Genomic DNA, 21,819 nt, shown 5'->3' on the forward strand with positions numbered 1-21,819 from the left:
TTAGTAAAAATAAGTTTTTGTGACAGAACAACAATTGCACGCTGCACTAAATTCGGGCCGACTTTCCAAGGAGCAAATCAATCAATTGGTTGATCAATTGGTTAGATTACCTGAATTGACAGGGCCTTTACTGCAAGAGGTATTTGACCAAGATGGTACCGATTCCTTCAATGCAAGTTGGACATTCGACCATTTAATGCGTAAAAAGTTGGTTTATCTCCTACCGCATTTTGAAAAATTCACTGAAGGTTTAGCCGGATTAAAATCTGAATCCATTATCCGTTCTATGGCTCACGTTTGTGAATTTTCAATGGAAGCCTACTTTGAAGTAAAAGACCCTGTATTCACAAAAAATATAACCTCTGAACAATTGGAACGAATATTAACCGTATGTTTTGATTGGTTAATTGGCACGCACAAAGTTGCAGCCAAAGTATTCGCCATGAGTAGTTTGTACTACTTGGGGCTCAAATATGACTGGGTTCACCCTGAGCTAAAAATGGTGCTGGAACAACAGCATCATCGCGATAGTGCCGGGTACAAATCAAGGGCAAAAAAAACCTTGGCAAAGTTGCGAAAGCTGGGCTTTTAAACTCCTTAACTAATAAGTATCTTTGCGCTTTCATAAAAAACGGTCAATGTCTTTAAGTCAATTGAATGCTATCTCACCAATCGATGGTAGATATCGAAACAAAACTGAAGCTCTAGGGAATTATTTTTCGGAAGAAGCACTTATAAAGTATCGGGTACAGGTAGAAATTGAATACTTTATCGCCCTTTGCGAAATTCCACTTCCACAATTGGCCGATTTTGACACCGCCAAGTTTTCTGAACTTCAAAAAATCTATCAGGATTTTTCTGCTGAAGATGCCACAGTTATCAAAGACATTGAAAAGACCACCAATCATGATGTAAAAGCCGTTGAATATTTCATCAAACAACAATTTGACGTGCTTGGATTGGAAAAATATAAGGAGTTTATCCATTTTGGATTGACTTCGCAGGATATTAACAATACTGCTATTCCTTTATCCATTAAAGAGGCTATGAACGATGTTTATGTGCCGCTTTATTTCGAGGTTTTTGAAAAATTAAAAGCTTTGGCGGCCGAGTGGGCAGATATTCCCATGTTGGCACGCACCCATGGCCAACCAGCATCCCCGACCCGTTTGGGCAAGGAAATTGATGTTTTTGTGGAGCGTTTAAAAGAACAGTTCAATTTATTGAATGACATTCCCAGTGCAGCCAAATTTGGAGGCGCCACCGGAAATTACAATGCGCACAAAGTAGCCTATCCAACAATCGATTGGAAAGCTTTTGGACAGCAATTTGTACAGGAAAAACTAGGCTTGTACCACTCCTTCCCTACCACCCAAATTGAGCATTACGACCATATGGCGGCCTTGTTCGATTGTTTAAAGCGTATCAATACCATCTATATTGATTTGAATAGGGATATTTGGACCTACATTTCCATGGATTATTTTAAACAGGAAATAAAAAAAGGAGAAGTAGGTTCCTCGGCCATGCCCCACAAGGTAAATCCGATTGATTTTGAGAATTCTGAAGGAAATTTAGGCTTGGCCAATGCAATTTTCGAGCATTTATCGGCCAAATTACCGGTTTCCAGGCTACAACGTGATCTCACGGACAGTACGGTACTCCGAAATGTGGGAGTTCCTTTTGCACATACGCAAGTGGCATTTTTATCTACGCTTAAAGGATTGAACAAATTGGTGTTGAATGCCGCAAAGTTTGAACAAGATTTAGAGGATAACTGGGCTGTTGTAGCCGAAGCCATCCAGACTATTTTAAGGCGTGAAGGTTACCCGAATCCGTACGAAGCCCTTAAGGGCTTGACCCGTACCAATGAAAAAATCACCCAAAAATCCATTGCCGATTTTATCGATACCCTTGAAGTTTCCAATGCAATAAAAGGCGAGCTTAAGCAAATAACCCCAGCGAATTATACGGGAGTTTAAATTGTGTCTTGCTAGGCACAAATTTCACAAATTTCTTGGATGGATTCGTTTATTGACTGAGACAGACCTAGGAGGCTTCATGCTTCTTTTGCCCTAGATTTACTGTCCATCTCGACAGAGGTTAAAGCTAAATCTTCTTTAGAATTTTCTTGTATATAATTTTGCCATCCCCCGAATATCCTAAAATTTCCTGTTCTCCTTTATCATTTTTTTTCCATTGCAACGATTCTATTACATTGGAGCTGGGCACATCAAAAAGATCCCGTTTGGAAAATAAGACTTCTGGGTTCTTTAATGAACTTGAAAAATACAATGTATGACTTTTTCCTTTGATGTTGTTAAGCGTATAGAAAACCCATTCTAAAGATTTAGGTAAATACGTGGCAAATAGTATTTCTTTGTTTGATCTTCCATCATCAAGCTCATCTATCTGATATCCCAATACAGCACAATTGCTTAGAAACGGCATTAATACCCTGATAGACTTTGATTTTTTTTTGTCAGTATCGTAATATGTGGTTTCGCCTTCCCACTCGCCTAAAAAAGGTTCTATATCTTCTAAAACACTGCTATCGCAATTATATCCATCTCCATAAGTAAACCAATAATTCGTCCACTTTTCCCTTAATGAAATAAAATCAGCTATTCTTGTGCCTTCGGCTATGCTATTGGTAAACCAAGTTCTCATGGAATCTGTAGAATAGCTCGAATCCCATCGATAGGAGTCCTTCATGGCATCTGAGAAGGTATATCTGTTTACGTAAGGTGTGCCAACAGGTACTGTTTTAGTATTTGCAGTAGTTTTTCCGCTTTTGTACAATTGAATTCTTCCGTGATGATGGGTTCCTTGAAGTGAAGATATGTTAGGCGAATTCTTTCCTGGCCAACTTTGTAACATTACCCATTTTTCCAGTCCTGAATCAAAATACCTGATGCTAAATCCGGCAGTTTTGCTCCCTTGTGAAATGGAATCATGGTATGCGAGTTCAATCATTGCCTTACCATCCAATGCTGAGAAAACCCGATGTTCTGCTGGTGTTCCGCTCGACGCGTATTTATCCAATTCTTTCCATGACTGCCAATCTACATCCCAGCATCCGTTCCAGAAATTATACTCGTTGTACAAGGAATCTAATTTTACGCTGTAAATTTCATCAAACTTATAAAAAGCGTCAGGAGGGTTGCTTTGGGCTCTCCCTTCCATTGTTATACAAATAACTAATGCTAAGACCAAAAAAGAACTGGATAAAGGAAATCTTTTGATTGCTTTTAAAACTCCCATATTATTTTTTTTGAAGGTGCTGCCAATGACAAAGTGTACTTTTAAATGCGTCCGAATTATTAATCTCCTGGAACAAGTGAAGTTAAAGGTTTTTGGATTAAAAATCCACCTAAACTAAATGGTAGGGATTTTTGGATTAGAAGATAATTGGCTCACTTTATCAAGTTTAAACAAAGCTATGGGATTAATAAAATTACCCCAGCACTACACAGGTTTAATATCAGTTCGAGCGTAATCGAAGGGGAAAAGATGGTATTATGGGGTAATAGCGGAAAGGGTACAATTATACCTTCCGTCTTGGTGCTAAGTAAATCAATTTTACTACATCATTGTTTTCATGAGAAAGCCCGTCGTAAATAACGGGCTCTATCCTTTTGTTGGTTCTGTGCTCATTAGAGCTGACCTCTCAATTCGCCGGATCGAACGGCAGAAGTATGAAGGTTAACGTAAATATCCCCGGACCTGATTGCTTCAATCAATCCATCTAGGTCACCGGCCAAAGCGCCAATAACGTCAGCTTCGGTTAGGGTTCCGTCCACCAAAACACCATTTTGTGGTCCAGAAGGCTGATTGGGATTTGAGAATAAAAACGCTACAACACCTCCATTTTGACCAGCTGGGGCCATGTGAAAATGAACGGCAAGTACATTCTCAACATTCGATGCGGTAATCTTATAATCTATCGATTTCCCATCCCTGGCAATTTTAATACTGGCTTGGCCTGTACCCATGGAATTAACTGCAGGCACTTCGTTTTTCCCCTTTAAAGTGGTGTTGAAATTGAATTTGCCCAGTGTTGCCTTAACGGCCACTAGCTGATTTTCACTATCGGAATACAGTTGGTCATCCTTGGAACAGCCAAAACCCACAGCTAAAACCGTGGTGAACAATAATACTCTTGCGAAGTTGAATTTTGTTTTCATAGCAATTGTGTTTAATTAGAAGTTAATTATCATAAGGTACAAAAAACTAGGTAGTTACGATAACTAATTTCAAAGGATTGACAAAAGCTATTGGTCCTTATCCCAGCTTGAGTGGCGAGAATATAGCTGCAATGATGGAAGAGGTTTTGCTGCCCGTCAAGGTTTGGAAAGCTCTCTTACTTCCTTTCGTTGGACACAACTTGCATTAATTTTCACAGATAAATCTCGCATTCCTTTCTCTTTTAGAGAAGGTAATGGTGTGAGCATCGAAAAAAGTTAGGATTTCAGATGTCTCCTCTTCAGAAAGCGTAAGACTCTTGTTTATATGATCTATTAAAGCACTTTTGCGCATTGGTTTGGGTGGCATAGAACTAAATCCTATTTATAGGATAATAAGAAGTTGCAATAAGTGAAGTTCGGAAGATTTGGTTTAAAAACCTAGGCTAAAATGGTCGTGCATTTTTAGGGTTACACTTATCGGTTCGGCTATGATTCCGTTGTGGACGGTTCCGCAGGAATTGTCCGCTTGAGGAATCATGCATTTAAAAGTAATGTTTTTTGATTAAAAGAGGTAACAATGGATTATAGCCATTGTTGGGCATAGTATTTATTTTTTTATTGAAGACAGTATGAACGCATGATAGATTTTAACATTATTAAATACACTATTTTTAATTTCCGCAGAGCTATGTTCTGCTTTTATCGCCATATTTATATTTAATACAAAAGGGTGCTCAGGTTCCAAATATAAAAATCTTGAAAACGTCAGTAATTCCACATTTGACAAAGTTTTTTTCAACTCAGAATGAATTTTACCAAATATTTCATTCCTTTTATAATCCTTTAAATCAAGACTAATGACTATATCGTATTTACCCATAAGGTCTTCGCGTTCGAACAAAGCAAACAAATTGAACGGCCCAATTTCCTCGGAAAGCTTCTTTTCAATCGTTAATATTTTATCTATAAAACCTTTCATTTTATTATTGCCATTAAATTTTTAACAGAATTAATCATTTCTCTTGCTTGCGTAGCTGTTGTATTTCCAATCACGCCGTATCTCATTTCAGGATTCCATTGATTGACATTATTCCAGTCCAAAAAGTGATTTAACTTAATCGTGGACTCTAAGCCAGAAAGTGATAATAGAACATCTAAGTTATGTGTTCTGAAACTTCTGTAATTTTGAAACTCTCCACTAGTTTCAGGAAATTCATCCCACTTTAATGCCCTACAAGTTCTTGCTTTTAAAATCAACTCCATGACATAGCCTCCAAGATAAACGGCTCCATCATAGCGACGATTTGCTAAAAGAACTTCAGCATCTTTTAATTTTGCCCTAGCTCTCCGGCGAAGTTGAATTTTTGTTATCATTTTAATATTAACTATTACTCATAATCTATTGTTGACGAATATTATGCCCAACGTCTAAGCTAAAAATCGTTTTAATGATTCTTTAGCATCCGATAAGTGAAGTTCGGGAAATTTTCGCAAAAAATCTAAGTCAAATTGATGGAAGCCAGGGATGGATTAAGGAAGATGGCAAATACGTAATACAATAAAGCGCAGCCAAACATATTTTCATGCCGACCGCGCTCGATGTGACAATGCGTGTATTCTTTACCCTTCTTTATGGATTTCCACTTGATGTGGGTATGGAATTTCTATTCCGGCGTTATCCAAGGCCAATTTGCAGTTTTCATAAGTGGCAAAATACACATCCCAGTAGTCTTCAGGCTTGCAGAACGGGCGTACCGCAAAGTTTACCGAGCTATCCGCCAATTCCATCACATTTACCGAAGGTGCTGGGTCTTGCAATACTTGCGAATTTGAGGTCAACACATTCATTAAGACTTCTTTGGTCTTTTTTATGTCTTCACCATAACCGACTCCGATTACGGTATCCACACGAATCTTACCCTCAGCGGAATAGTTAACTATGTTCCCGTTGGCCATGGCACCGTTGGGCACAATCGCCAATTTATTCTCAGGTGTGGTCAGTTTGGTAGTGAAAATCTCAATTTCCTTTACCACACCTAAAACACCCTGTGCCTCAATTAAATCACCTATGCGGTATGGCTTAAAAATCATTAATAAAACTCCGCCTGCAAAATTAGAAAGCGAACCTTGTAAGGCCAAACCGATAGCTAAACCAGCAGCGGCGATTACAGCAGCAAAAGTAGTGACATCCACCCCAAGTCTTGATATTACAATAATGATCAGGAATACTTTCAGGGACCAGGTAATCAAGTTGAGCAAAAACCTTTGTAGTGATTCGTCATACTTGCTCTTTGACATTACATTTCTTGTGGCCTTTGCGATTTTCTTTATCACCCATGAACCAACAATGTAAATGAGTATTGCCGTGAGTAGTTTTGGACCAAATTCTTTGGCAAGATCTAATCCGTAATTCATCCATTCTTGTGCTCTCTCCATAGTTGTATGCTTGTTTTATTAGTGTTCTTACTGTGAATGAGACACTAAGATAAAAAGAAGGTCACATAAAACCTCTGAAGGGTGCATTTTGAGCAAAAAAAGGGTAACTAAAAGTTACCCAGATTCCGTTTTTTGATTTTAATGTTGGTTATCCCTTCAAAAATTCTCCTATTTCACCAAGTCCTTCGCCCTTGTAATCCGATTTTTGAATGGCTTGCATGAGTTGCACAATATGCGCTGGATTCATGTCCTTTCCCAAAACGCGTACTAAGGCGAAGCCTTTGTCCTTGCTGTCTCCATAAATGATGACCTCATCAATGGCATCTTCATCACCCAAATATTTGATGACGCCTTTTCCGTAAGAGGAATTTATCTTCATGAGCTCCACAAATTCATCGTCTTTAAGGATTTCCTTTACTTTGGCTTTCTCCGCTTTGTACTCGGCTGCATTGTCAGCATTCTTTTTGAAGGCCAAAAGGTTGAACTTTCTTAGCGATTCTATTGCTTGCTTTTGCGTATCGGTAAGGTCCACCGCGTCCATTTTTAAGATACTCGCAGGAACATCGACCACAATAAAATTAGGGTTCTCCGAGTTGTCCACATAATACTCCTGTAGACTTTGCTGTGATGAACAGGAAGCCAAAAGTACAGCCCCTGTAATCATCAAACTTTTAACTATATTTTTCATCTGCATTTTTTTGATTGCTATTATTCTTTATCCAATTTCTCCAAGCCTTTGTGAAGCTTCATTTTTCTAGTCAATGAGCCCACTTTGGCAAGGTCAATGTCCCCGGTCATAGTCAACAGTACAGTTTCAAAATTGTGATGGCCACCACCATGTTTGTCATCGATTCCCGTTACAAACATGAGCAATTCCTCAACCCTGTCTTCATTTTTTCCTTGTTTTATATAAAAACCAACGTTGGTGTCACCATCTTTCACCTTCATCAATTCTTCCAATCTTGTTGACCTTACATATTGCTTCATCGTTGCAGTCATATCGGCCGAAGCTCCTTCATCTTCTGACATAAAAATTTTGATGTTCTTTATGCTTCTTGCTAACTCCACAAATTCTTTGGTCTCCTCATCTTTATCGTGCTCCATCATTTTGGAAACCATTTTCAACATTCCATTACTAATGGTTACAGTTCCTATTCTGTCCGAATCTTCGAACTTATCAAATATTGATTGTGAAACTCCCATATAGGGTAGCACTGCCATCAATATAATTATGATTACTTTTTTCATTTTGATGTTTTTTGATTGATTTGATGTAGTTATCAGTTGACAGAAAATCTGAATTCCGCCAACTGACAACTATGTTTTTATTGTTTTTTACCAGCCTTATTTAATTCTTGCGGCAAGTTCATCTTATTGGTCAACGAATTGATCTTGTTTAAATCAATGTCCCCTGTAAGAGAAAGTAATACCGTTTCGAACTTTCTGCCATCAGCTTCCACTTCTTTCAATCCTGTAACGAACATCAACAATTCGCTCACATGATCATCATCCTTACCTTGCTTAATGTAAAACTTTACATTGGCGTCTTTGTCCTTTACGCGCATCAACTCTTCCATGGTAGAAGATTTCAGGTATCTGTTCACTGACGATTTCATGTCATCGCCAATTTCCTTGTTGTCGGTGGTGAATACCTTCAAGCTTTTAAGACTGCTGGCAATATCCATAAAGTCCTGTGCTTCTTGGTCGTCCACCTCTACATCTATCTTAGCCAACAGGTTGAACATGCTTTTGTTCACCACCACTGAGGTTACGTCATCCAAATCCTCGAATTTATCGAATAGCGATTGCGAAAAACCAGAAAGTGGTAGTATGGCTATTAAAATGATTAAAATATTCCTTTTCATTTTTTACGATTTAATTATTGTTATAAATTTTCTGTTTTGCGACTTCAAACTCTTGTAAATAGGCCACTTTTTCTGTGCCTTTCCCAAAATTCTCCGCTAAGAGCTCAAAAGCCTTTTTTGTTTCCTGATAGGCAAACGCTGCCTTTTCGCGCTCTAATTCACGCTTATTCTGGTATTCATTACCAAAATAAATGCCAAAGGATAAAACTGCTACGGCTGCAACGGAAGCCCATTTGTAATAGTTTTTTCTAGGTTTTAATGGAACCTGCTTGGTATACCGTTCTTCCTTGGCGTTGGAAAAGTAGTTGAACATGGGCTTATATTGCTTCAGATGTGTTGGTACACTTTCTTGGGAAAAATAAGCTTGCAATGTTTTTTCTTCGGCTACCGTGGTGGTCGCTTCGAAATACTTTTCCAATAATTTTTCTATGTTATCCAATTCCATAGCTATGTTTTTTTACTAATTCTTGTCGTACTGTTTTTCTTGCTCTTGACAGCGCTACTCTAACCGCCGTTGGTTTCATGTCCAGAAGCTCGCATATTTCTTCGAACTCATATTGTTCTACATCTCTTAACTGTAAAACCATTTTTTGCTGTTCAGGTAACTCTTCCATGATACGCTCCATCCATTGAACACTATCTTCAGCTTCAATCTGACCCTGTAACGATGTGTTTTCATCCTGATAATTACTATGCACCAATTTTAGGTTACCTGCCTGCTTGGATTTTAATCGGTCCAAACAGAAATTCTTGGTCATCGTCATCGCAAAAGCCTCCACATTTTTATATTCGGCCATGCTCTCGTTCTTCGACCACAGTTTCAGCAAAATTTCTTGCGTGGCATCTTCCGCTTCCTCCCTGGAGACCAACAACCGCTTTGCAAGTCGGTATAGTTTATCCTTAAAAGGCATTACCACATTTAAAAATTCGGCCTGTTTCATTTGGTTGTCTTAGTTGTTATAAGCTTCTATTTTTTCCGCTTATATTATCACGACGACACATATCGAATTTTGTTACAAAAAGTTTGTATTCTCCTGATATGTATCTATTTTGTGACTCCAATTTGTAAGAATTTAGAAAATTATACCACATAAATACTATGTTTTCCAATTTCTATGGAATGATAATTGATGGTTCTTATTAAAATTTAGCTATGAAGAAATTACTTTTCCCCCTTGGTATGCTATTGTTCATTGCATGCTCCAGCGATGATGATGGTATAGAAAATCCTAATCCAGATCCGCCAACCACAACCCTTGAAGAGGTACAAGCGCAAAACTTTATGTGGGGTGCAATGAACCTCTGGTACTTTTGGCAAGCAAATGTTCCCGATTTGGCAGACGACCGATTCGCCAATGATGCTGAATACACAGAATTTTTGGCCCAGACAGAAAACCCTTCGGATTTCTTCTTTGATGTGCTTTTGTTCAACGAAGATCGTTTCAGTTTTTTGAACGAGGATTACAAGGAGCTGGTCAGCAATCTCTCTGGTGTTTCAAAAAGTAACGGACTTGAATTCGGCCTTGTTCAATTTTCCGGAAGCAACGATTTATTCGGATATGTACAATATATTGTTCCTAATTCTGATGCTTCTGCAAAAGATATTGAGCGAGGAGACATTTTTACTCGTGTAGATGGTCAACAACTCACCATAGATAATTACCGTAACCTATTGTTCGGAAGTAACGATACGTATACCCTGGGAATGGCCGACATTGGTGGAGGTACAATAACCGACAACAGTACCGAGGTTAGTCTGACCAAGATTGAAAATCAGGTTGAGGACCCCATTCTGGTGGCAGAGACATTGGATGTCAACGGAACCAAGATTGCCTACCTGATGTACAACCGCTTCCTAAGGAATTTTAACGAACAGCTTAATGCTGCGTTTGGTCAATTTGTAGCTGATGGAGCAACCGAATTGGTGCTTGATATGCGGTACAATCCCGGAGGGTCGGTAAATACCTCAAGACTTTTGGCAAGTATGGTCCATGGCACCGACACGGAGAAACTATACATTCGCCAAAGATGGAACAGCAAAATTCAGTCCCAATTGAGTACCGAGCAACTAGAGGACTATTTTGCAAGTACTACAGGCACAAGTGCAATCAACTCCCTGAATCTAAGCAAGGTTTATATTTTGGCCACAAATGGTTCCGCTTCGGCAAGTGAACTGGTCATGAACGGTCTCACTCCTCATATGGAAGTTGTCCATATTGGGGAAACCACTCGAGGAAAAAATGAGTTTTCCATCACATTGGTAGATGATCCAGACAATGCTTTTATATATGATAGTGATCGCGAGGATCAAATCAACCCCAATAATATTTGGGGGATACAGCCCTTGGTGGGGAGAAATGAAAATGCTGATGGCTTTTTTGACTATACTGCCGGTTTAGCTCCTGATATTGTTTTGGAAGAAGACTTGGAAAATTTAGGGGTTCTTGGTGATGTGAATGAGCCTTTATTGGCCAGAGCCATTCAAGAAATCACGGGAGTTACCACAAAACGAAGTTTCTCGGTCTCAATGCCTGCCAAAATGTTTACAAGCTCTAGAATTCAAACATCTCTTAAAGATAATATGTACTTGGACAAAAAATTGATTTTGAACAAATAACAACACGAATTATATATAAAAAGCGGCCAAAAGAGGCCGCTTTCTTTTTTTATTATGGTTATTGAATCACATTAACCTTAGCTGTATTGACCTGTCGATATTTTTTGGACAAGCCTTCAGGAACTTTTATAACATCTGGATGGAAAAGACCTGCAAGCAATTCAATACCATTGACCAAGGTATTGGCCGAAGATTGGGTAAACATGTCAAAATCAGCAATAAAAATAGCATTGTCCTGGACCGCCTTTAAATCTTTCCAGCCTTCCTTTTCGGTTAGAATATGTAGTTCTTCCAATGTTCGGTCCACAGTAAACCCGCATGGAGCTATGACCAAAACTTCCGGATTGTATTTCACAATCTTTTCCCATTGGGTCACAATACTATCCCCTGAGGGATTGGAAAGCATATCCACTCCCCCTGCGTAGGCAATCTGATGGGGAATCCAATGTCCACAATTGAAAATAGGGTCTAGCCACTCCATCAACATGATACGCTTGGGCAATGCTTTGGCAGCTCTTAATTTGTCCACAACGACATCAATTCGTTGGTGCAGTTTTTTTAAATAATCATAGGCAACCTCTTCTTTTTCCAATGCTTTGGCAATGGTCACCGCAGATTGAAAAACGTCTTCCAGGGATTCCGGGCTAATGGAAATTAATTCAGGTTGCTTTTCCAAATTGGCAACGGCCGCAGCGGTACATTCGGTATCAATTTGGCAGATATCGCACATATCCTGGGTAAAGATGATATCGGGTGCTATTTCTTCCAAAAGTGGTTCATCTACATAGTAGAGGTCTTTTCCTTGGTGCTTACTTGCCGAAAAAAGGACATCTATCTCAATACTGGACAGGTTTTTACCTTCCAGAACGCATCGGACCACTGGTTTTTTTTCTTTCAATGCCTGTTCGGGGCATTCAAAAGTGATGCCATGCAAATGCTCTTCCAACCCCATATCGTAGAGCATTTGGGTCACAGCCGGTAAGAACGAACAAACCTTTAGCATGGCATCAAGTTATTGAATTATAAGGTCAAATTGAATCCTGCGCTGATATTTCTTCCGCGGGTGGTGAAGCCAATTACTTCAACATATTCTTCGTTCAATAAGTTATTCCCGTTTAAGAACACCTTGAGCTTGTTTGGCATCAATTCATGTTCCACGTACAAATTGACCAATGAGAAAGGCTCGAGTGGCAAATCTGTAAATGGGAAACTACTGAAATCGGTATCAAATCTATCTCCTGTATACGCATAGCTAAGTGAAATACCAGTAGTTTCACAAACTTGGTAGTTCAAAGCTAAGTTCACCTTGTGTTTTGGGATTCGAATCGCATTATCGCCTTTTCGTTCTGTAAATGTATAATTGGCATCCAGACTAAAATCACTTGTTGGCTTCCATGAAGCTTCTACCTCTACCCCATTCGCATCAATCTCATTCGCAACATTGATACTCGTGAAATTTTGATCAAAACCGATGGTGTTCTTTTCATTTCGGTCAAAATAAAGGGTGCTAACTCTAAGCTTATCATTCACAAAATATTCCACACCACCCTCGATGGTTCTGTTTTCTTCTGGTTCCAAATCAGGATTGGCTCCAAAATCACCGAACAATTGAATCAAATTAGGTGTGATATAGGATGTGGCATATGATCCCAACAGCTTAACATACCCATTGTCCGTGGTAAAAGCATAAGATGGATTTACATTGTACACGAAATGATTTCCATATTCTGAATGGGTATTAAATCTTATCCCCGTATTTAAATTGAAGCCAAAATCGGAAACGTAAACAACATTGGCATAAGGATCTAGAATCGTAAAATCGGCTTCGCTGCTAAAAACAGCCTCATCCTTAATATAATTTACCCCTAAAATGGTGTGCCACTTATCGTCAAACACATATTTATTATAAAAATCAAGAACCAGGTTCTTTCCATCCGAAATACTCTCTCCAAAAGTGCTCTGCGAGTCTGTTTCGTAATCGGTATAGGCCGAGTTGATGTGAATAGAGCCCTTGTTATATTTAAATGATGATGAAATGCCAATTCTGTCTTGCCTTACCTTAGCGCGATTGGGAGCTTCAGCTAACGAAGCATCGAACTCCGTGTCATATTTGGTTTGATTCCCAAAAATGGATACTTCAAAATTGTCCGAAAATTGATAGCCCAATTTAAGATTGGTACTAAAATGTGAAAATGTATCCTCTTCGTTTTCTGGGGTCACTGCAGCAGAAAGTCCACTCGAATATCTATTGGAAAACCCTGCGTTATAAGAGAATTTGTTTAACGTACCATTTACCGAAACCGCATTACCAAAACTCGCCAAATTGTAATTTTGGTCATCCGCAGTTTGATTGGTCCCAATTGTAGATTGCATATTCGCAGCAATTTTTTCTCTAGAGCTCTTCTTTGTGGTAATGTTGATTACAGCCGTTGCCGCATTGGTTCCGTAAAGGGTACTGGCTGCTCCTTTTATGATTTCGATGGACTCAATATCGGCGGTTGATAACAACCTCAAATCGTATTCCTGTGAAAAAGAAGATGGGTCAGAAACTCGAACTCCATCTATAATGACCAAGGCTTGACGACCTCTACCCCCTCGGGCAAAAACACCAAATACTGAGCCATCACGTCCTCGGCTACCCGTAATTTCGATACCACTTTTCGTATTGATGATTTCAGGGATGGTCTTTCCCTGGTTCCTTTCCAGCTCTTCAGCAGAAATTTTAATGACCGTTTTACCTGAATTTTCTCGTTTCAACTGAAACCGGGAATCACTCACAACCACTTCCTGTAGTTGCTGTACCTCAACAGAATCTTGCTGCAATTCTTGCGCAGAAAGACCCTGACCCGCCGTAAGAGCGGCACATAACAATAGATAATTTTTTTTCATTTCGTTTAAGTGAATAAACGGGAGAATAGTATGCTGTCCCATACGTAAACCTTTGTCCCGAAAGTTTAACAATGCTTGTTTGAATTTGGCAGGTCTCCTGACTTGTTCAATGTTGTTTGGCCTTCCCATCCTTTTTTAAGGACAGTGGCAATGCAGTAAACAACACCCTCATAATGAGGTGCCAAATCAACACTTCGACTTCGCTCAGTGAAATGTTTGGCATAAACTTACAGTTGCGGGAACAGTTCCGGATTTCCACCGGATTCCCTTTTAATCATGCGAAAAACCCTCGCATAAACCAAAATTCGGCACGAAAGTAATCATTCTGTTTAATCTTTTTTCGCAAAAGTTAAATAATCTTACATTTGAGGCATGCCAAAAAATATCCTTTCAAAGCTGTCTTTTGCAACTTTGTTCATAGCGTTACTCTCCTCATGCGAAGAAAAAAAGAAACAACTTCCCATTGAACAAGTTGAAACCTCTTCCCATCTGAGCCATGCAACTGGATTTACCATTGAGCAGACTGGGGACATTACTGTTATCAATGTTTCGTCTCCATGGCCTGGGGCCGAGTCAAGTTTTACCTATGCTTTGGTCCCAAGAACTAAAATGGCTTCTATCACCCTGCCAGGCGATGCCTACGATGCCATTGTAGCAACTCCGGTAGAAAACATGGTAATCACTTCCACCACGCATATTCCTGCTCTGGAATCTTTAGGAGTTTTGGATATTGTTTCCGGTTTTCCCAATACCGATTTGATTTCTTCACCAGCTACTCGAAAACGCATTGCAGATGGCCAAATAAAGGAGTTGGGAACTAATGAAAGCATCAATACCGAAGTAGTTTTAGCGTTGAATCCAGAAGTCATCATGGGTTTTGGCATCAATGACACCAACAAAGCTTATGAAACCTTAAAACGTTCAGGAATTCCCATTGTTTATAACGGAGATTGGACAGAGCAAACACCATTGGGAAAGGCAGAATGGATTAAGTTATTTGCCCCTTTCTTTCATAAAGAAGTGGAGGCCGACAGTATTTTCAAGAATATCGAAACCTCATATAAAGAAGCCAAACTTTTGACCGAAAAAGTAATCCAAAAACCTACGGTACTAACAGGTGGATTGTATAAAGATGTGTGGTACGTAGCGGGTGGAAACAGCTGGATGGCTCAATTTCTAAAAGACGCTAATGCAGATTATTTATGGGCGAATACAGACAATAAAGGAAGTATAGGATTGAGTTTGGAAGCCGTACTGGAAAAAGGCCAACAGGCCGATTTTTGGTTCAATCCCTCATTACATTCGGGTTATGGGGAATTGCAACAGGCCAATGCCCATTACGTACAATTTGAAGCTTTTAAAAATAAAAAGGTATTCTCAAATGCCGTCGAAAAAGGAGCTACGGGCGGGCTATTGTTTTATGAATTGGCACCCCAACGCCCTGACCTTGTTTTAAAAGATTTAATCTCCATTTTACATCCCGATTTGTTGCCAGATTATAAACCTCATTTTTTTATGCCACTGCACTAAATGCACTCGATAAAATCATATCGCATTTCCTTTGTGCTGATTGCATTGGCATTATGCTTTGCATGGTTGCTGAATATTAGTTCTGGATCCGTTCAGATTCCTTTTGATGCCATGCTATCCGTTTTGACAGGATCCACAGTAGAAATTGAGTCTTGGAACTACATTATTTGGAATTATCGAATTCCAAAAGCTTTTACCGCAGTTTTAGTGGGAGGCGGACTTTCCATAAGTGGTTTGTTGATGCAAACCTTATTTCGAAATCCTTTGGCTGGACCATTTGTGTTGGGAATCAGTTCGGGAGCCAGTTTAGGTGCCGCTTTAGTGCTAATGGGCGCCTCACTCATTTCGGGAATCGCTTCTTTTACTTTTATCAATGATATTTCAATGGCCATTGCAGCTAGTTTGGGAAGTTTTTTGGTATTGTTAGTGGTTATGTTGGTTGCGAACAGAGTGAAAGATACCATGGCGTTGCTCATTATAGGCTTAATGTTTGGTAGCATCACTGCAGCTTTGGTAAGTGTTCTAGCCTACTTTTCAAGTGCTGAAGATTTACAACGTTATATTTTCTGGTCATTCGGAAGTGTGGGCAATCTGTCAGGTCAACAAGTAATGCTATTGTGCACTATTGTATTTCTTGGGTTATTGTTGAGTGTCTTATCCATAAAAAAACTGAATGCCTTTTTGTTGGGTGAAAACTATGCCCAAAGCTTAGGAGTTTCTTTAAAAAAATCAAGGTTGATTATCATCATTGCCACAGGAATACTTGCTGGTGGAATAACAGCATTTGCAGGCCCGATTGCTTTTATTGGGTTAGCGGTACCACACCTTACCAGACAGATTTTTGATACCATGGAACATCGAGTCCTGATTCCCGCAGTATTTCTTTACGGTGCCATTTTAATGTTGTTATGTGATACCATTGCCCAATTGCCCAATTCCGCCAATGTACTGCCTATAAATGCCATAACTTCACTGGTCGGAGCGCCGGTTGTCATTTGGTTATTGGTAAGAAAACGTAAAATGCTGTTTTAATGTCAAATCTGCAGAAACATAGCATCACCGTTAAAAACCTAAGTGTAGGTTATAAAAACAAATCTGTTGCGGACCATATCGGTTTCACAATGGAACCTGGACAGCTTTGTGCCATTGTTGGTGTAAATGGTGTCGGGAAATCCACCCTACTTCGTACCCTTGGAAAATTACAACCCAAATTATCAGGTGAAATTGAACTTAATGGCAAAGCATTGGAGTTGCATTCTTCTTTCGAATTGGCCAAAACACTGAGTTTTGTGCTTACTGAGCAACCAGCTTCTAAAAATTTGACCGTTCAGGAACTGATTGCCCTAGGTAGACAACCCTATACCAATTGGATTGGAACTTTGACTACTGAGGACAAGCGGCAGGTTGAGGAAAGTCTATCATCTTTTATATTGACCGATTTACGTTATAATAAATGTCATGAGCTGAGTGATGGACAATTGCAGCGGGTATTGATTGCGCGTGCCATGGCCCAGGACACCCCTTTAATTCTTTTGGACGAACCTACAACCCATTTAGACCTCTATCATAAGGTTCAAATTTTGAAACTGATGCAACAATTGGCACATTCCAAACAAAAAACCATCATCTTCACCACACATGAGATTGATTTGGCCATTCAGCTCGCTGATAAGATTTTAATACTCGATGGTCAGGAAAACCCCTTTGGCACACCTAATGAACTTATTGAACAAAAGTGTTTTGAGAAGTTGTTTCCGTCTAGAATGGTTCAATTTGATTCCACTACAGGTTCTTTTAAAGTGAATAAATAACTAGGTTTGTCATTCCCGCGAAGGCGGGAATCTCATGATTTTTTATCGATTCCGAATCAAGTCCGGAATGATAAATTATTTGGAATAACCGTTATCTTTACCCATAGATTTGAATTTTATGAGCAGCGAGTTAACAATTGTGCTTATTGGGATTATTACTTTGGCAATCGGCTTGTTTTTGGGAATGTATATCCAAAAGCTAAAGACCAAATCCAACGAAAGTGTGTGGCAAGAAAGGGAACAACAATTCAACACTTCCGTCAAATCTCTAAATGATAAACTGCTCTCCCAAGATGAAGAGAAAAAACAATTGCAGACCGAAAAGGAGCAACAGAGCAATCAAATAGTTCGCTATCAGGCCGATTTGGAAAATCTGCAACGCATCAACACTGAACAAAAGGAGGAGGTAGAAAAACTTCAGGAAAAATTTACTAAGGAATTTGAAAATCTGGCCAACAAAATTCTGGATGAAAAGAGCACCAAATTTACCGAGCAGAATCAGAAGAATATCAAGCAAATCTTAACCCCACTACAAGAAAAAATTCAACTGTTCGAGAAAAAGGTTGAGGCTACGCAAAAAGAAAACATCAGCATCCATTCCGCATTAAAAGAACAATTGCTCAATCTTCAAAACCAGAATTTAAAAATCACACAAGAAGCGGAAAACCTCACCAAAGCATTGAAAGGGGATAGCAAAATGCAAGGAAATTGGGGCGAATTGGTCTTGGAACGTGTCCTTGAAAAATCTGGATTGGAAAAAGATCGTGAATACAGTGTTCAACAAAGTTTTACATTAGAAGATGGATCTCGGGTAATGCCTGATGTGATCATTCACCTTCCAGATGGAAAAAAAATGGTAGTGGATTCAAAAGTTTCTCTTACTGACTACGAGCGATATACCAATGCAGATGAAGAGTTAAGAGAGAAGCATCTAAAGGACCATATCAACTCCCTAAAAAAACATGTGGAACAACTTTCCGCCAAGAAGTATGAGGACCTCTACGAAATGGAAAGTCCTGATTTCGTATTGTTATTTGTTCCGATTGAACCTGCATTCGCCGTCGCCATAAATAATGACAATTCACTTTACAATAAAGCCTTTGAGCAGAATATTGTAATTGTTACTCCCTCTACCCTCTTGGCCACACTTCGAACCATTGACACGATGTGGAGCAATGAAAAGCAGCAGAAAAATGCCATTGAAATTGCACGGCAAGCTGGAGCTTTATACGACAAATTCGAAGGATTTGTGACTGATTTGACCAAAGTGGGCAAGAGAATGGATGAAGCAAAAACCGAATACCGTGGCGCCATGAACAAATTGGTGGAAGGTCGCGGTAATATAGTTACCAGTATCGAAAAGCTTAAGAAAATGGGGGCTAAAGCAAAAAAATCCATTCCCGAACCCATCTTAAAAAGAGCACAAGAAGATGATTTTGAAGAACCTAAATTGGAGCTCTAAATGAAAAAGTTCAAAACCTCACGAGAATCGCGTGTTTCCATAACCGAACTCATGCTTCCCTCCCATTCCAATTTTGGAGGTAAGGTACATGGGGGACATATTTTGAGTCTGATGGATCAGATTGCATTTGCCTGTGCCTCCAAACATTCGCAAGCTTATTGTGTGACTGCATCGGTGAATCGTGTTGATTTTTTACATCCCATTGAAGTAGGTGAACTTGTGACATTAAAAGCATCAATCAACTATACAGGGCGAACATCAATGGTGGTGGGTGTTCGGGTTGAATCTCAAAATGTGACCACTGGGGAGCGAAAACATTGTAATTCTTCATACTTCACCATGGTCGCCAAGGGCGAAAATGGAAAAAACCTTGCCATACCAGGTTTAATTTTGAATGACAAACAAGCTGTTCGTCGTTTTGCTCGAAGTGTAGAACGTAAAGCCTCTGCAAGTTCCAGAGACACTAAATTTGTTCCCTCAAAATTCAAAGTGGACGATTACTTGAATGCTTTTGAGGGTGAAAATGCAAGGGTCGAATTGGATTAATCAAGCGATGCAGCAGCAGCTTCATCCATAAACCAAAGTAATTTTCCGGAACTTGGATTGACCAAGGATGCCGGATAGGCTTCAAAACCTTCAGTTTTTTCCAAAATGGCTTTTACTTTTTCCGATTTGCTGCTGCCGGTAACCAAAAAAGCGACTTCTTTGGAGGTATTAATAACCTTTCCATTTATGGAAACCCTTTTTTGACCCGAATCTGGATGGGTTGCCACGACACAATGATCATTTGCATTCCATAGTTCAATCTCATGTGGAAAAATGGATGCAGTGTGTCCATCATCGCCCATTCCTAAAATCACCAAATCGAATTGAGGTATACCATCAACCCTATCCAAATTGATTTCCAGAAGATTTGCATAGCGCATCGCCTCTCTATCAGGTTCAGCTTCACCCAAAACACGATGGATATTCCCTTCGGGAACGGTTATTTTGGAAAACAGATGGTCAACGGTCATTTTGTAATTGCTCTGGTCATCCGTTGGAGGTACACAACGTTCATCTCCCCAATAAAAATGAATCTTACTCCAATCAATTTTATCTTCAAAATCTGAAGCAAGCATGTCAAAAACAATTTTGGGCGTACTTCCACCGGACAAAGCCACATGAAACTCGGACTTGTCTTTAACCAATTCGGCAAAATAGATTGAAAATTGCTCAGCAACTTCTTGTTTATCCTTATATATTTTTAATTCCATAATCTATTTCAAATCCTAAAACAATTCTCGCCAATAGTTCTCGACTGCTCCTTCGACAAGCTCAGGATGACAGCTCGAACTGACATACATTAACCATTAACCATTAACCATTAACCATTAACCAAACTTAACATATCACACAATACCCAGGGTCATCAGCTAAATTTTCTCCTGGATTTCTCCAATATCCTAAATCATCTATGAGTTCATCCGAATTTTCTGGTCCCCAAACTCCAGCTGCATAACCGTACATGCGCACATCTTTTCCACTTTTCCAATAGTCCAAAATAGGATCTACAAACTCCCATGCCGCTTCAACCTCATCAGCTCTTGCATACAATGTGGCATCGCCTTGCATGGCATCGAGCAACAATCTTTCGTAGGCTTCCATTACGTAGGTTTGCGCCAAACTGGAATAGTAAAAGTCCAAATTAGCCCGCTCTACCTTAAATCCCTGTCCAGGAACTTTTACTCCGAATTTAATCAGTACCCCTTCATCCGGTTGAATACGGATAATCAACTTGTTATCCTTGCTATTTACCCCAGAATCCTTAAAAATCTGGTGGTGCGGGGTTTTAAAGTGAATGATGACCTCAGTGACCTTAGTCGGCATACGCTTAGCCGTTCTAACATAAAACGGAACCCCGTGCCAACGCCAATTGTCCACAAAAAACTTGACTGCGGCATAGGTCTCCGTAGTCGAATTGGGGTCAACTCCATCTTCTTCGCGATATCCCTTTACTTTTTCTCCATTGATTTCGGAAGCTACATATTGGGCACGAATGGTGTTGTCAAATAGTGTTTTATCATCTCGCATTATGCGCAACGATTTTAGCGCCTTTACTTTTTCATTTCGAATTTCTTCCGGTTGGTCACCTATAGGTGGCTCCATAACAACCAATGAGACGATTTGCATCAAATGGTTTTGGAACATATCACGTAAAGCGCCCGATTTATCATAATACCCCCCTCTTTTTTCTACACCAACACTTTCCGCATTGGTAATTTCAACATGATGGATATAATTTCGGTTCCAAAGCGGTTCAAAAATGCTATTGGAAAAACGGGTCACCAACAAATTCTGAACCGTTTCCTTCCCCAAATAATGATCTATTCGATATATCTGTGGTTCTTTAAAATACTGTTGAAGTCCATTGTTTAAAGCTTTTGCACTGTCTAAACTGTAGCCGAAAGGTTTTTCCACAATCAACCTTTTCCATCCTTTTTCTTGACTGTTTAACCCAACATCGGCCAAGTTTTTAGCAATAGGCTCATATAGACTAGGAGGGGTGGAAAAGTAGAACATATAATTGTTCTCGGTTTCATTTTGTGTATTCAAAGCTTCAATTCGCTTCGCTAAACCTGAATACTCTGCAGTATAGTCGCTTCCCAGGTCTTCATAAAAAATTCTATCTGTAAAACCTTTAATGTAGTTCTCCTTTAAATCCTCTAGCTTTTCCTTTAAATAAGGACTATCATGGACCACTTTGTCTCGAAACTCCTCATCTGTCATATCACTACGGCTTGCGCCCAACACCACAAAATTTTTGGGTAATTGCTGGGCAACGTATAAGTTAAATAATCCAGGAATTAATTTTCTCGCAGTCAAATCGCCAGAAGCTCCAAAAATAATGAGCATTTGGTTGTCGGTCTTTCTCATAAAGTATTCTACATGTCGGTTTGGATATGTCAAAAAAATGAGGGCCTAGCTGTGTTTTTGCGAAAAAACTTTTGAGACCTCCTTTTATTTTTGAGCATAACGAATA

22 protein-coding genes and 1 riboswitch are annotated in these 21,819 nt (G+C 39.4%); of the genes, 8 read left to right on the forward strand and 14 right to left on the reverse strand.

Annotated features, from left to right (window positions below; translation table 11 throughout):
• Positions 1-19: 19 nt before the first annotated feature.
• Entirely contained in the window at positions 20-592 is a 573-nt protein-coding gene (locus tag ACULLG_RS13355; protein ID WP_452127295.1) for a hypothetical protein, read from the forward strand.
• Between the two features lie 46 nt (positions 593-638).
• Positions 639-1,982 carry an adenylosuccinate lyase gene (gene purB / locus ACULLG_RS13360; protein ID WP_452127296.1) on the forward strand — a complete coding sequence of 448 codons (1,344 nt, stop codon included), beginning with the start codon at positions 639-641 and terminating at the stop codon, positions 1,980-1,982.
• 127 nt (positions 1,983-2,109) lie between these two features.
• On the opposite strand, the gene ACULLG_RS13365 is transcribed toward purB, so the two are convergent.
• From ACULLG_RS13365 to ACULLG_RS13410, 10 genes are all read right to left on the reverse strand, one after another.
• Positions 2,110-3,186, reverse strand: coding sequence for a hypothetical protein (locus tag ACULLG_RS13365; RefSeq protein WP_452127297.1), 1,077 nt, complete (start codon positions 3,184-3,186; stop codon positions 2,110-2,112).
• A gap of 470 nt (positions 3,187-3,656) precedes the next feature.
• Positions 3,657-4,187 (reverse strand): CHRD domain-containing protein, encoded by a 531-nt coding sequence (locus ACULLG_RS13370; RefSeq protein WP_452127298.1) that lies wholly within the window; start codon positions 4,185-4,187, stop codon positions 3,657-3,659.
• Positions 4,188-4,794: 607 nt separating this feature from the next.
• Complete coding sequence (locus tag ACULLG_RS13375; RefSeq protein ID WP_452127299.1) at positions 4,795-5,166, reverse strand: hypothetical protein; 372 nt, start codon at positions 5,164-5,166, stop codon at positions 4,795-4,797.
• Positions 5,163-5,561: a HEPN domain-containing protein gene (locus ACULLG_RS13380; RefSeq protein ID WP_452127300.1), complete on the reverse strand. Its 399-nt coding sequence runs from the start codon at positions 5,559-5,561 to the stop codon at positions 5,163-5,165. Before ACULLG_RS13380 ends, ACULLG_RS13375 begins: the two co-directional genes overlap by 4 nt.
• A gap of 246 nt (positions 5,562-5,807) precedes the next feature.
• On the reverse strand, positions 5,808-6,623 hold the full coding sequence (locus tag ACULLG_RS13385) for a mechanosensitive ion channel family protein (RefSeq protein ID WP_452127301.1): 816 nt from the start codon (positions 6,621-6,623) through the stop codon (positions 5,808-5,810).
• A 148-nt stretch (positions 6,624-6,771) separates the two neighbouring features.
• Positions 6,772-7,311, reverse strand: coding sequence for a DUF4252 domain-containing protein (locus tag ACULLG_RS13390; RefSeq protein WP_452127302.1), 540 nt, complete (start codon positions 7,309-7,311; stop codon positions 6,772-6,774).
• A 20-nt stretch (positions 7,312-7,331) separates the two neighbouring features.
• Positions 7,332-7,871, reverse strand: a complete 540-nt coding sequence (locus tag ACULLG_RS13395) for a DUF4252 domain-containing protein (protein ID WP_452127303.1) — start codon at positions 7,869-7,871, stop codon at positions 7,332-7,334.
• A gap of 77 nt (positions 7,872-7,948) precedes the next feature.
• Entirely contained in the window at positions 7,949-8,488 is a 540-nt protein-coding gene (locus ACULLG_RS13400; protein ID WP_452127304.1) for a DUF4252 domain-containing protein, read from the reverse strand.
• A gap of 10 nt (positions 8,489-8,498) precedes the next feature.
• Positions 8,499-8,933 carry a hypothetical protein gene (locus ACULLG_RS13405; RefSeq protein WP_452127305.1) on the reverse strand — a complete coding sequence of 145 codons (435 nt, stop codon included), beginning with the start codon at positions 8,931-8,933 and terminating at the stop codon, positions 8,499-8,501.
• On the reverse strand, positions 8,920-9,429 hold the full coding sequence (locus ACULLG_RS13410; RefSeq protein WP_452127306.1) for an RNA polymerase sigma factor: 510 nt from the start codon (positions 9,427-9,429) through the stop codon (positions 8,920-8,922). Before ACULLG_RS13410 ends, ACULLG_RS13405 begins: the two co-directional genes overlap by 14 nt.
• A gap of 212 nt (positions 9,430-9,641) precedes the next feature.
• Here ACULLG_RS13410 and ACULLG_RS13415 point away from each other — a divergent pair, with 212 nt between their 5' ends.
• A complete protein-coding gene (locus ACULLG_RS13415; protein WP_452127307.1) occupies positions 9,642-11,105 on the forward strand; it encodes a S41 family peptidase in 1,464 nt (487 codons plus the stop codon).
• A gap of 58 nt (positions 11,106-11,163) precedes the next feature.
• On the opposite strand, the gene ACULLG_RS13420 is transcribed toward ACULLG_RS13415, so the two are convergent.
• Entirely contained in the window at positions 11,164-12,108 is a 945-nt protein-coding gene (locus ACULLG_RS13420) for an ABC transporter substrate-binding protein (RefSeq protein ID WP_452127308.1), read from the reverse strand.
• Between the two features lie 17 nt (positions 12,109-12,125).
• On the reverse strand, positions 12,126-13,994 hold the full coding sequence (locus tag ACULLG_RS13425) for a TonB-dependent receptor plug domain-containing protein (RefSeq protein WP_452127309.1): 1,869 nt from the start codon (positions 13,992-13,994) through the stop codon (positions 12,126-12,128).
• Between the two features lie 70 nt (positions 13,995-14,064).
• A riboswitch (cobalamin riboswitch) is annotated at positions 14,065-14,312 on the reverse strand.
• 54 nt (positions 14,313-14,366) lie between these two features.
• Here ACULLG_RS13425 and ACULLG_RS13430 point away from each other — a divergent pair.
• From ACULLG_RS13430 to ACULLG_RS13450, 5 genes are all read left to right on the forward strand, one after another.
• The gene (locus ACULLG_RS13430; protein WP_452127310.1) at positions 14,367-15,524 is read left to right on the forward strand and encodes an ABC transporter substrate-binding protein; all 1,158 of its coding nucleotides are present in this window, start codon (positions 14,367-14,369) and stop codon (positions 15,522-15,524) included.
• Complete coding sequence (locus tag ACULLG_RS13435) at positions 15,525-16,556, forward strand: FecCD family ABC transporter permease (protein ID WP_452127311.1); 1,032 nt, start codon at positions 15,525-15,527, stop codon at positions 16,554-16,556. It abuts the gene before it with no gap.
• A complete protein-coding gene (locus tag ACULLG_RS13440; protein ID WP_452127312.1) occupies positions 16,556-17,335 on the forward strand; it encodes an ABC transporter ATP-binding protein in 780 nt (259 codons plus the stop codon). The genes ACULLG_RS13435 and ACULLG_RS13440 overlap by 1 nt, the downstream gene beginning before the upstream one ends.
• Before the next feature lie 118 nt (positions 17,336-17,453).
• Positions 17,454-18,797, forward strand: coding sequence for a DNA recombination protein RmuC (rmuC, locus tag ACULLG_RS13445; RefSeq protein WP_452127313.1), 1,344 nt, complete (start codon positions 17,454-17,456; stop codon positions 18,795-18,797).
• The gene (locus tag ACULLG_RS13450; RefSeq protein ID WP_452127314.1) at positions 18,798-19,343 is read left to right on the forward strand and encodes an acyl-CoA thioesterase; all 546 of its coding nucleotides are present in this window, start codon (positions 18,798-18,800) and stop codon (positions 19,341-19,343) included. It begins immediately after the preceding gene.
• On the opposite strand, the gene pgl is transcribed toward ACULLG_RS13450, so the two are convergent.
• Together pgl and zwf are read right to left on the reverse strand one after the other, a co-directional pair.
• On the reverse strand, positions 19,340-20,053 hold the full coding sequence (gene pgl, locus ACULLG_RS13455) for a 6-phosphogluconolactonase (protein ID WP_452127315.1): 714 nt from the start codon (positions 20,051-20,053) through the stop codon (positions 19,340-19,342). The genes ACULLG_RS13450 and pgl overlap by 4 nt on opposite strands.
• A gap of 127 nt (positions 20,054-20,180) precedes the next feature.
• Entirely contained in the window at positions 20,181-21,713 is a 1,533-nt protein-coding gene (gene zwf, locus ACULLG_RS13460) for a glucose-6-phosphate dehydrogenase (protein WP_452127316.1), read from the reverse strand.
• Between the last annotated feature and the right edge of the window lie 106 nt (positions 21,714-21,819).

This window comes from Flagellimonas sp. 2504JD1-5 (assembly GCF_053618295.1).

Bases quoted from the DNA above. Each gene is read 5' to 3' on its own strand.
- purB (WP_452127296.1), top strand. From the start codon at position 639: ATGTCTTTAAGTCAATTGAATGCTATCTCACCAATCGATGGTAGATAT.
- ACULLG_RS13365 (WP_452127297.1), bottom strand. From the start codon at position 3,186: ATGGAAGGGAGAGCCCAAAGCAACCCTCCTGACGCTTTTTATAAGTTT.
- ACULLG_RS13370 (WP_452127298.1), bottom strand. From the start codon at position 4,187: ATGAAAACAAAATTCAACTTCGCAAGAGTATTATTGTTCACCACGGTT.
- ACULLG_RS13375 (WP_452127299.1), bottom strand. From the start codon at position 5,166: ATGAAAGGTTTTATAGATAAAATATTAACGATTGAAAAGAAGCTTTCC.
- ACULLG_RS13380 (WP_452127300.1), bottom strand. From the start codon at position 5,561: ATGATAACAAAAATTCAACTTCGCCGGAGAGCTAGGGCAAAATTAAAA.
- ACULLG_RS13385 (WP_452127301.1), bottom strand. From the start codon at position 6,623: ATGGAGAGAGCACAAGAATGGATGAATTACGGATTAGATCTTGCCAAA.
- ACULLG_RS13390 (WP_452127302.1), bottom strand. From the start codon at position 7,311: ATGAAAAATATAGTTAAAAGTTTGATGATTACAGGGGCTGTACTTTTG.
- ACULLG_RS13395 (WP_452127303.1), bottom strand. From the start codon at position 7,871: ATGAAAAAAGTAATCATAATTATATTGATGGCAGTGCTACCCTATATG.
- ACULLG_RS13400 (WP_452127304.1), bottom strand. From the start codon at position 8,488: ATGAAAAGGAATATTTTAATCATTTTAATAGCCATACTACCACTTTCT.
- ACULLG_RS13405 (WP_452127305.1), bottom strand. From the start codon at position 8,933: ATGGAATTGGATAACATAGAAAAATTATTGGAAAAGTATTTCGAAGCG.
- ACULLG_RS13410 (WP_452127306.1), bottom strand. From the start codon at position 9,429: ATGAAACAGGCCGAATTTTTAAATGTGGTAATGCCTTTTAAGGATAAA.
- ACULLG_RS13415 (WP_452127307.1), top strand. From the start codon at position 9,642: ATGAAGAAATTACTTTTCCCCCTTGGTATGCTATTGTTCATTGCATGC.
- ACULLG_RS13420 (WP_452127308.1), bottom strand. From the start codon at position 12,108: ATGCTAAAGGTTTGTTCGTTCTTACCGGCTGTGACCCAAATGCTCTAC.
- ACULLG_RS13425 (WP_452127309.1), bottom strand. From the start codon at position 13,994: ATGAAAAAAAATTATCTATTGTTATGTGCCGCTCTTACGGCGGGTCAG.
- ACULLG_RS13430 (WP_452127310.1), top strand. From the start codon at position 14,367: ATGCCAAAAAATATCCTTTCAAAGCTGTCTTTTGCAACTTTGTTCATA.
- ACULLG_RS13435 (WP_452127311.1), top strand. From the start codon at position 15,525: ATGCACTCGATAAAATCATATCGCATTTCCTTTGTGCTGATTGCATTG.
- ACULLG_RS13440 (WP_452127312.1), top strand. From the start codon at position 16,556: ATGTCAAATCTGCAGAAACATAGCATCACCGTTAAAAACCTAAGTGTA.
- rmuC (WP_452127313.1), top strand. From the start codon at position 17,454: ATGAGCAGCGAGTTAACAATTGTGCTTATTGGGATTATTACTTTGGCA.
- ACULLG_RS13450 (WP_452127314.1), top strand. From the start codon at position 18,798: ATGAAAAAGTTCAAAACCTCACGAGAATCGCGTGTTTCCATAACCGAA.
- pgl (WP_452127315.1), bottom strand. From the start codon at position 20,053: ATGGAATTAAAAATATATAAGGATAAACAAGAAGTTGCTGAGCAATTT.
- zwf (WP_452127316.1), bottom strand. From the start codon at position 21,713: ATGAGAAAGACCGACAACCAAATGCTCATTATTTTTGGAGCTTCTGGC.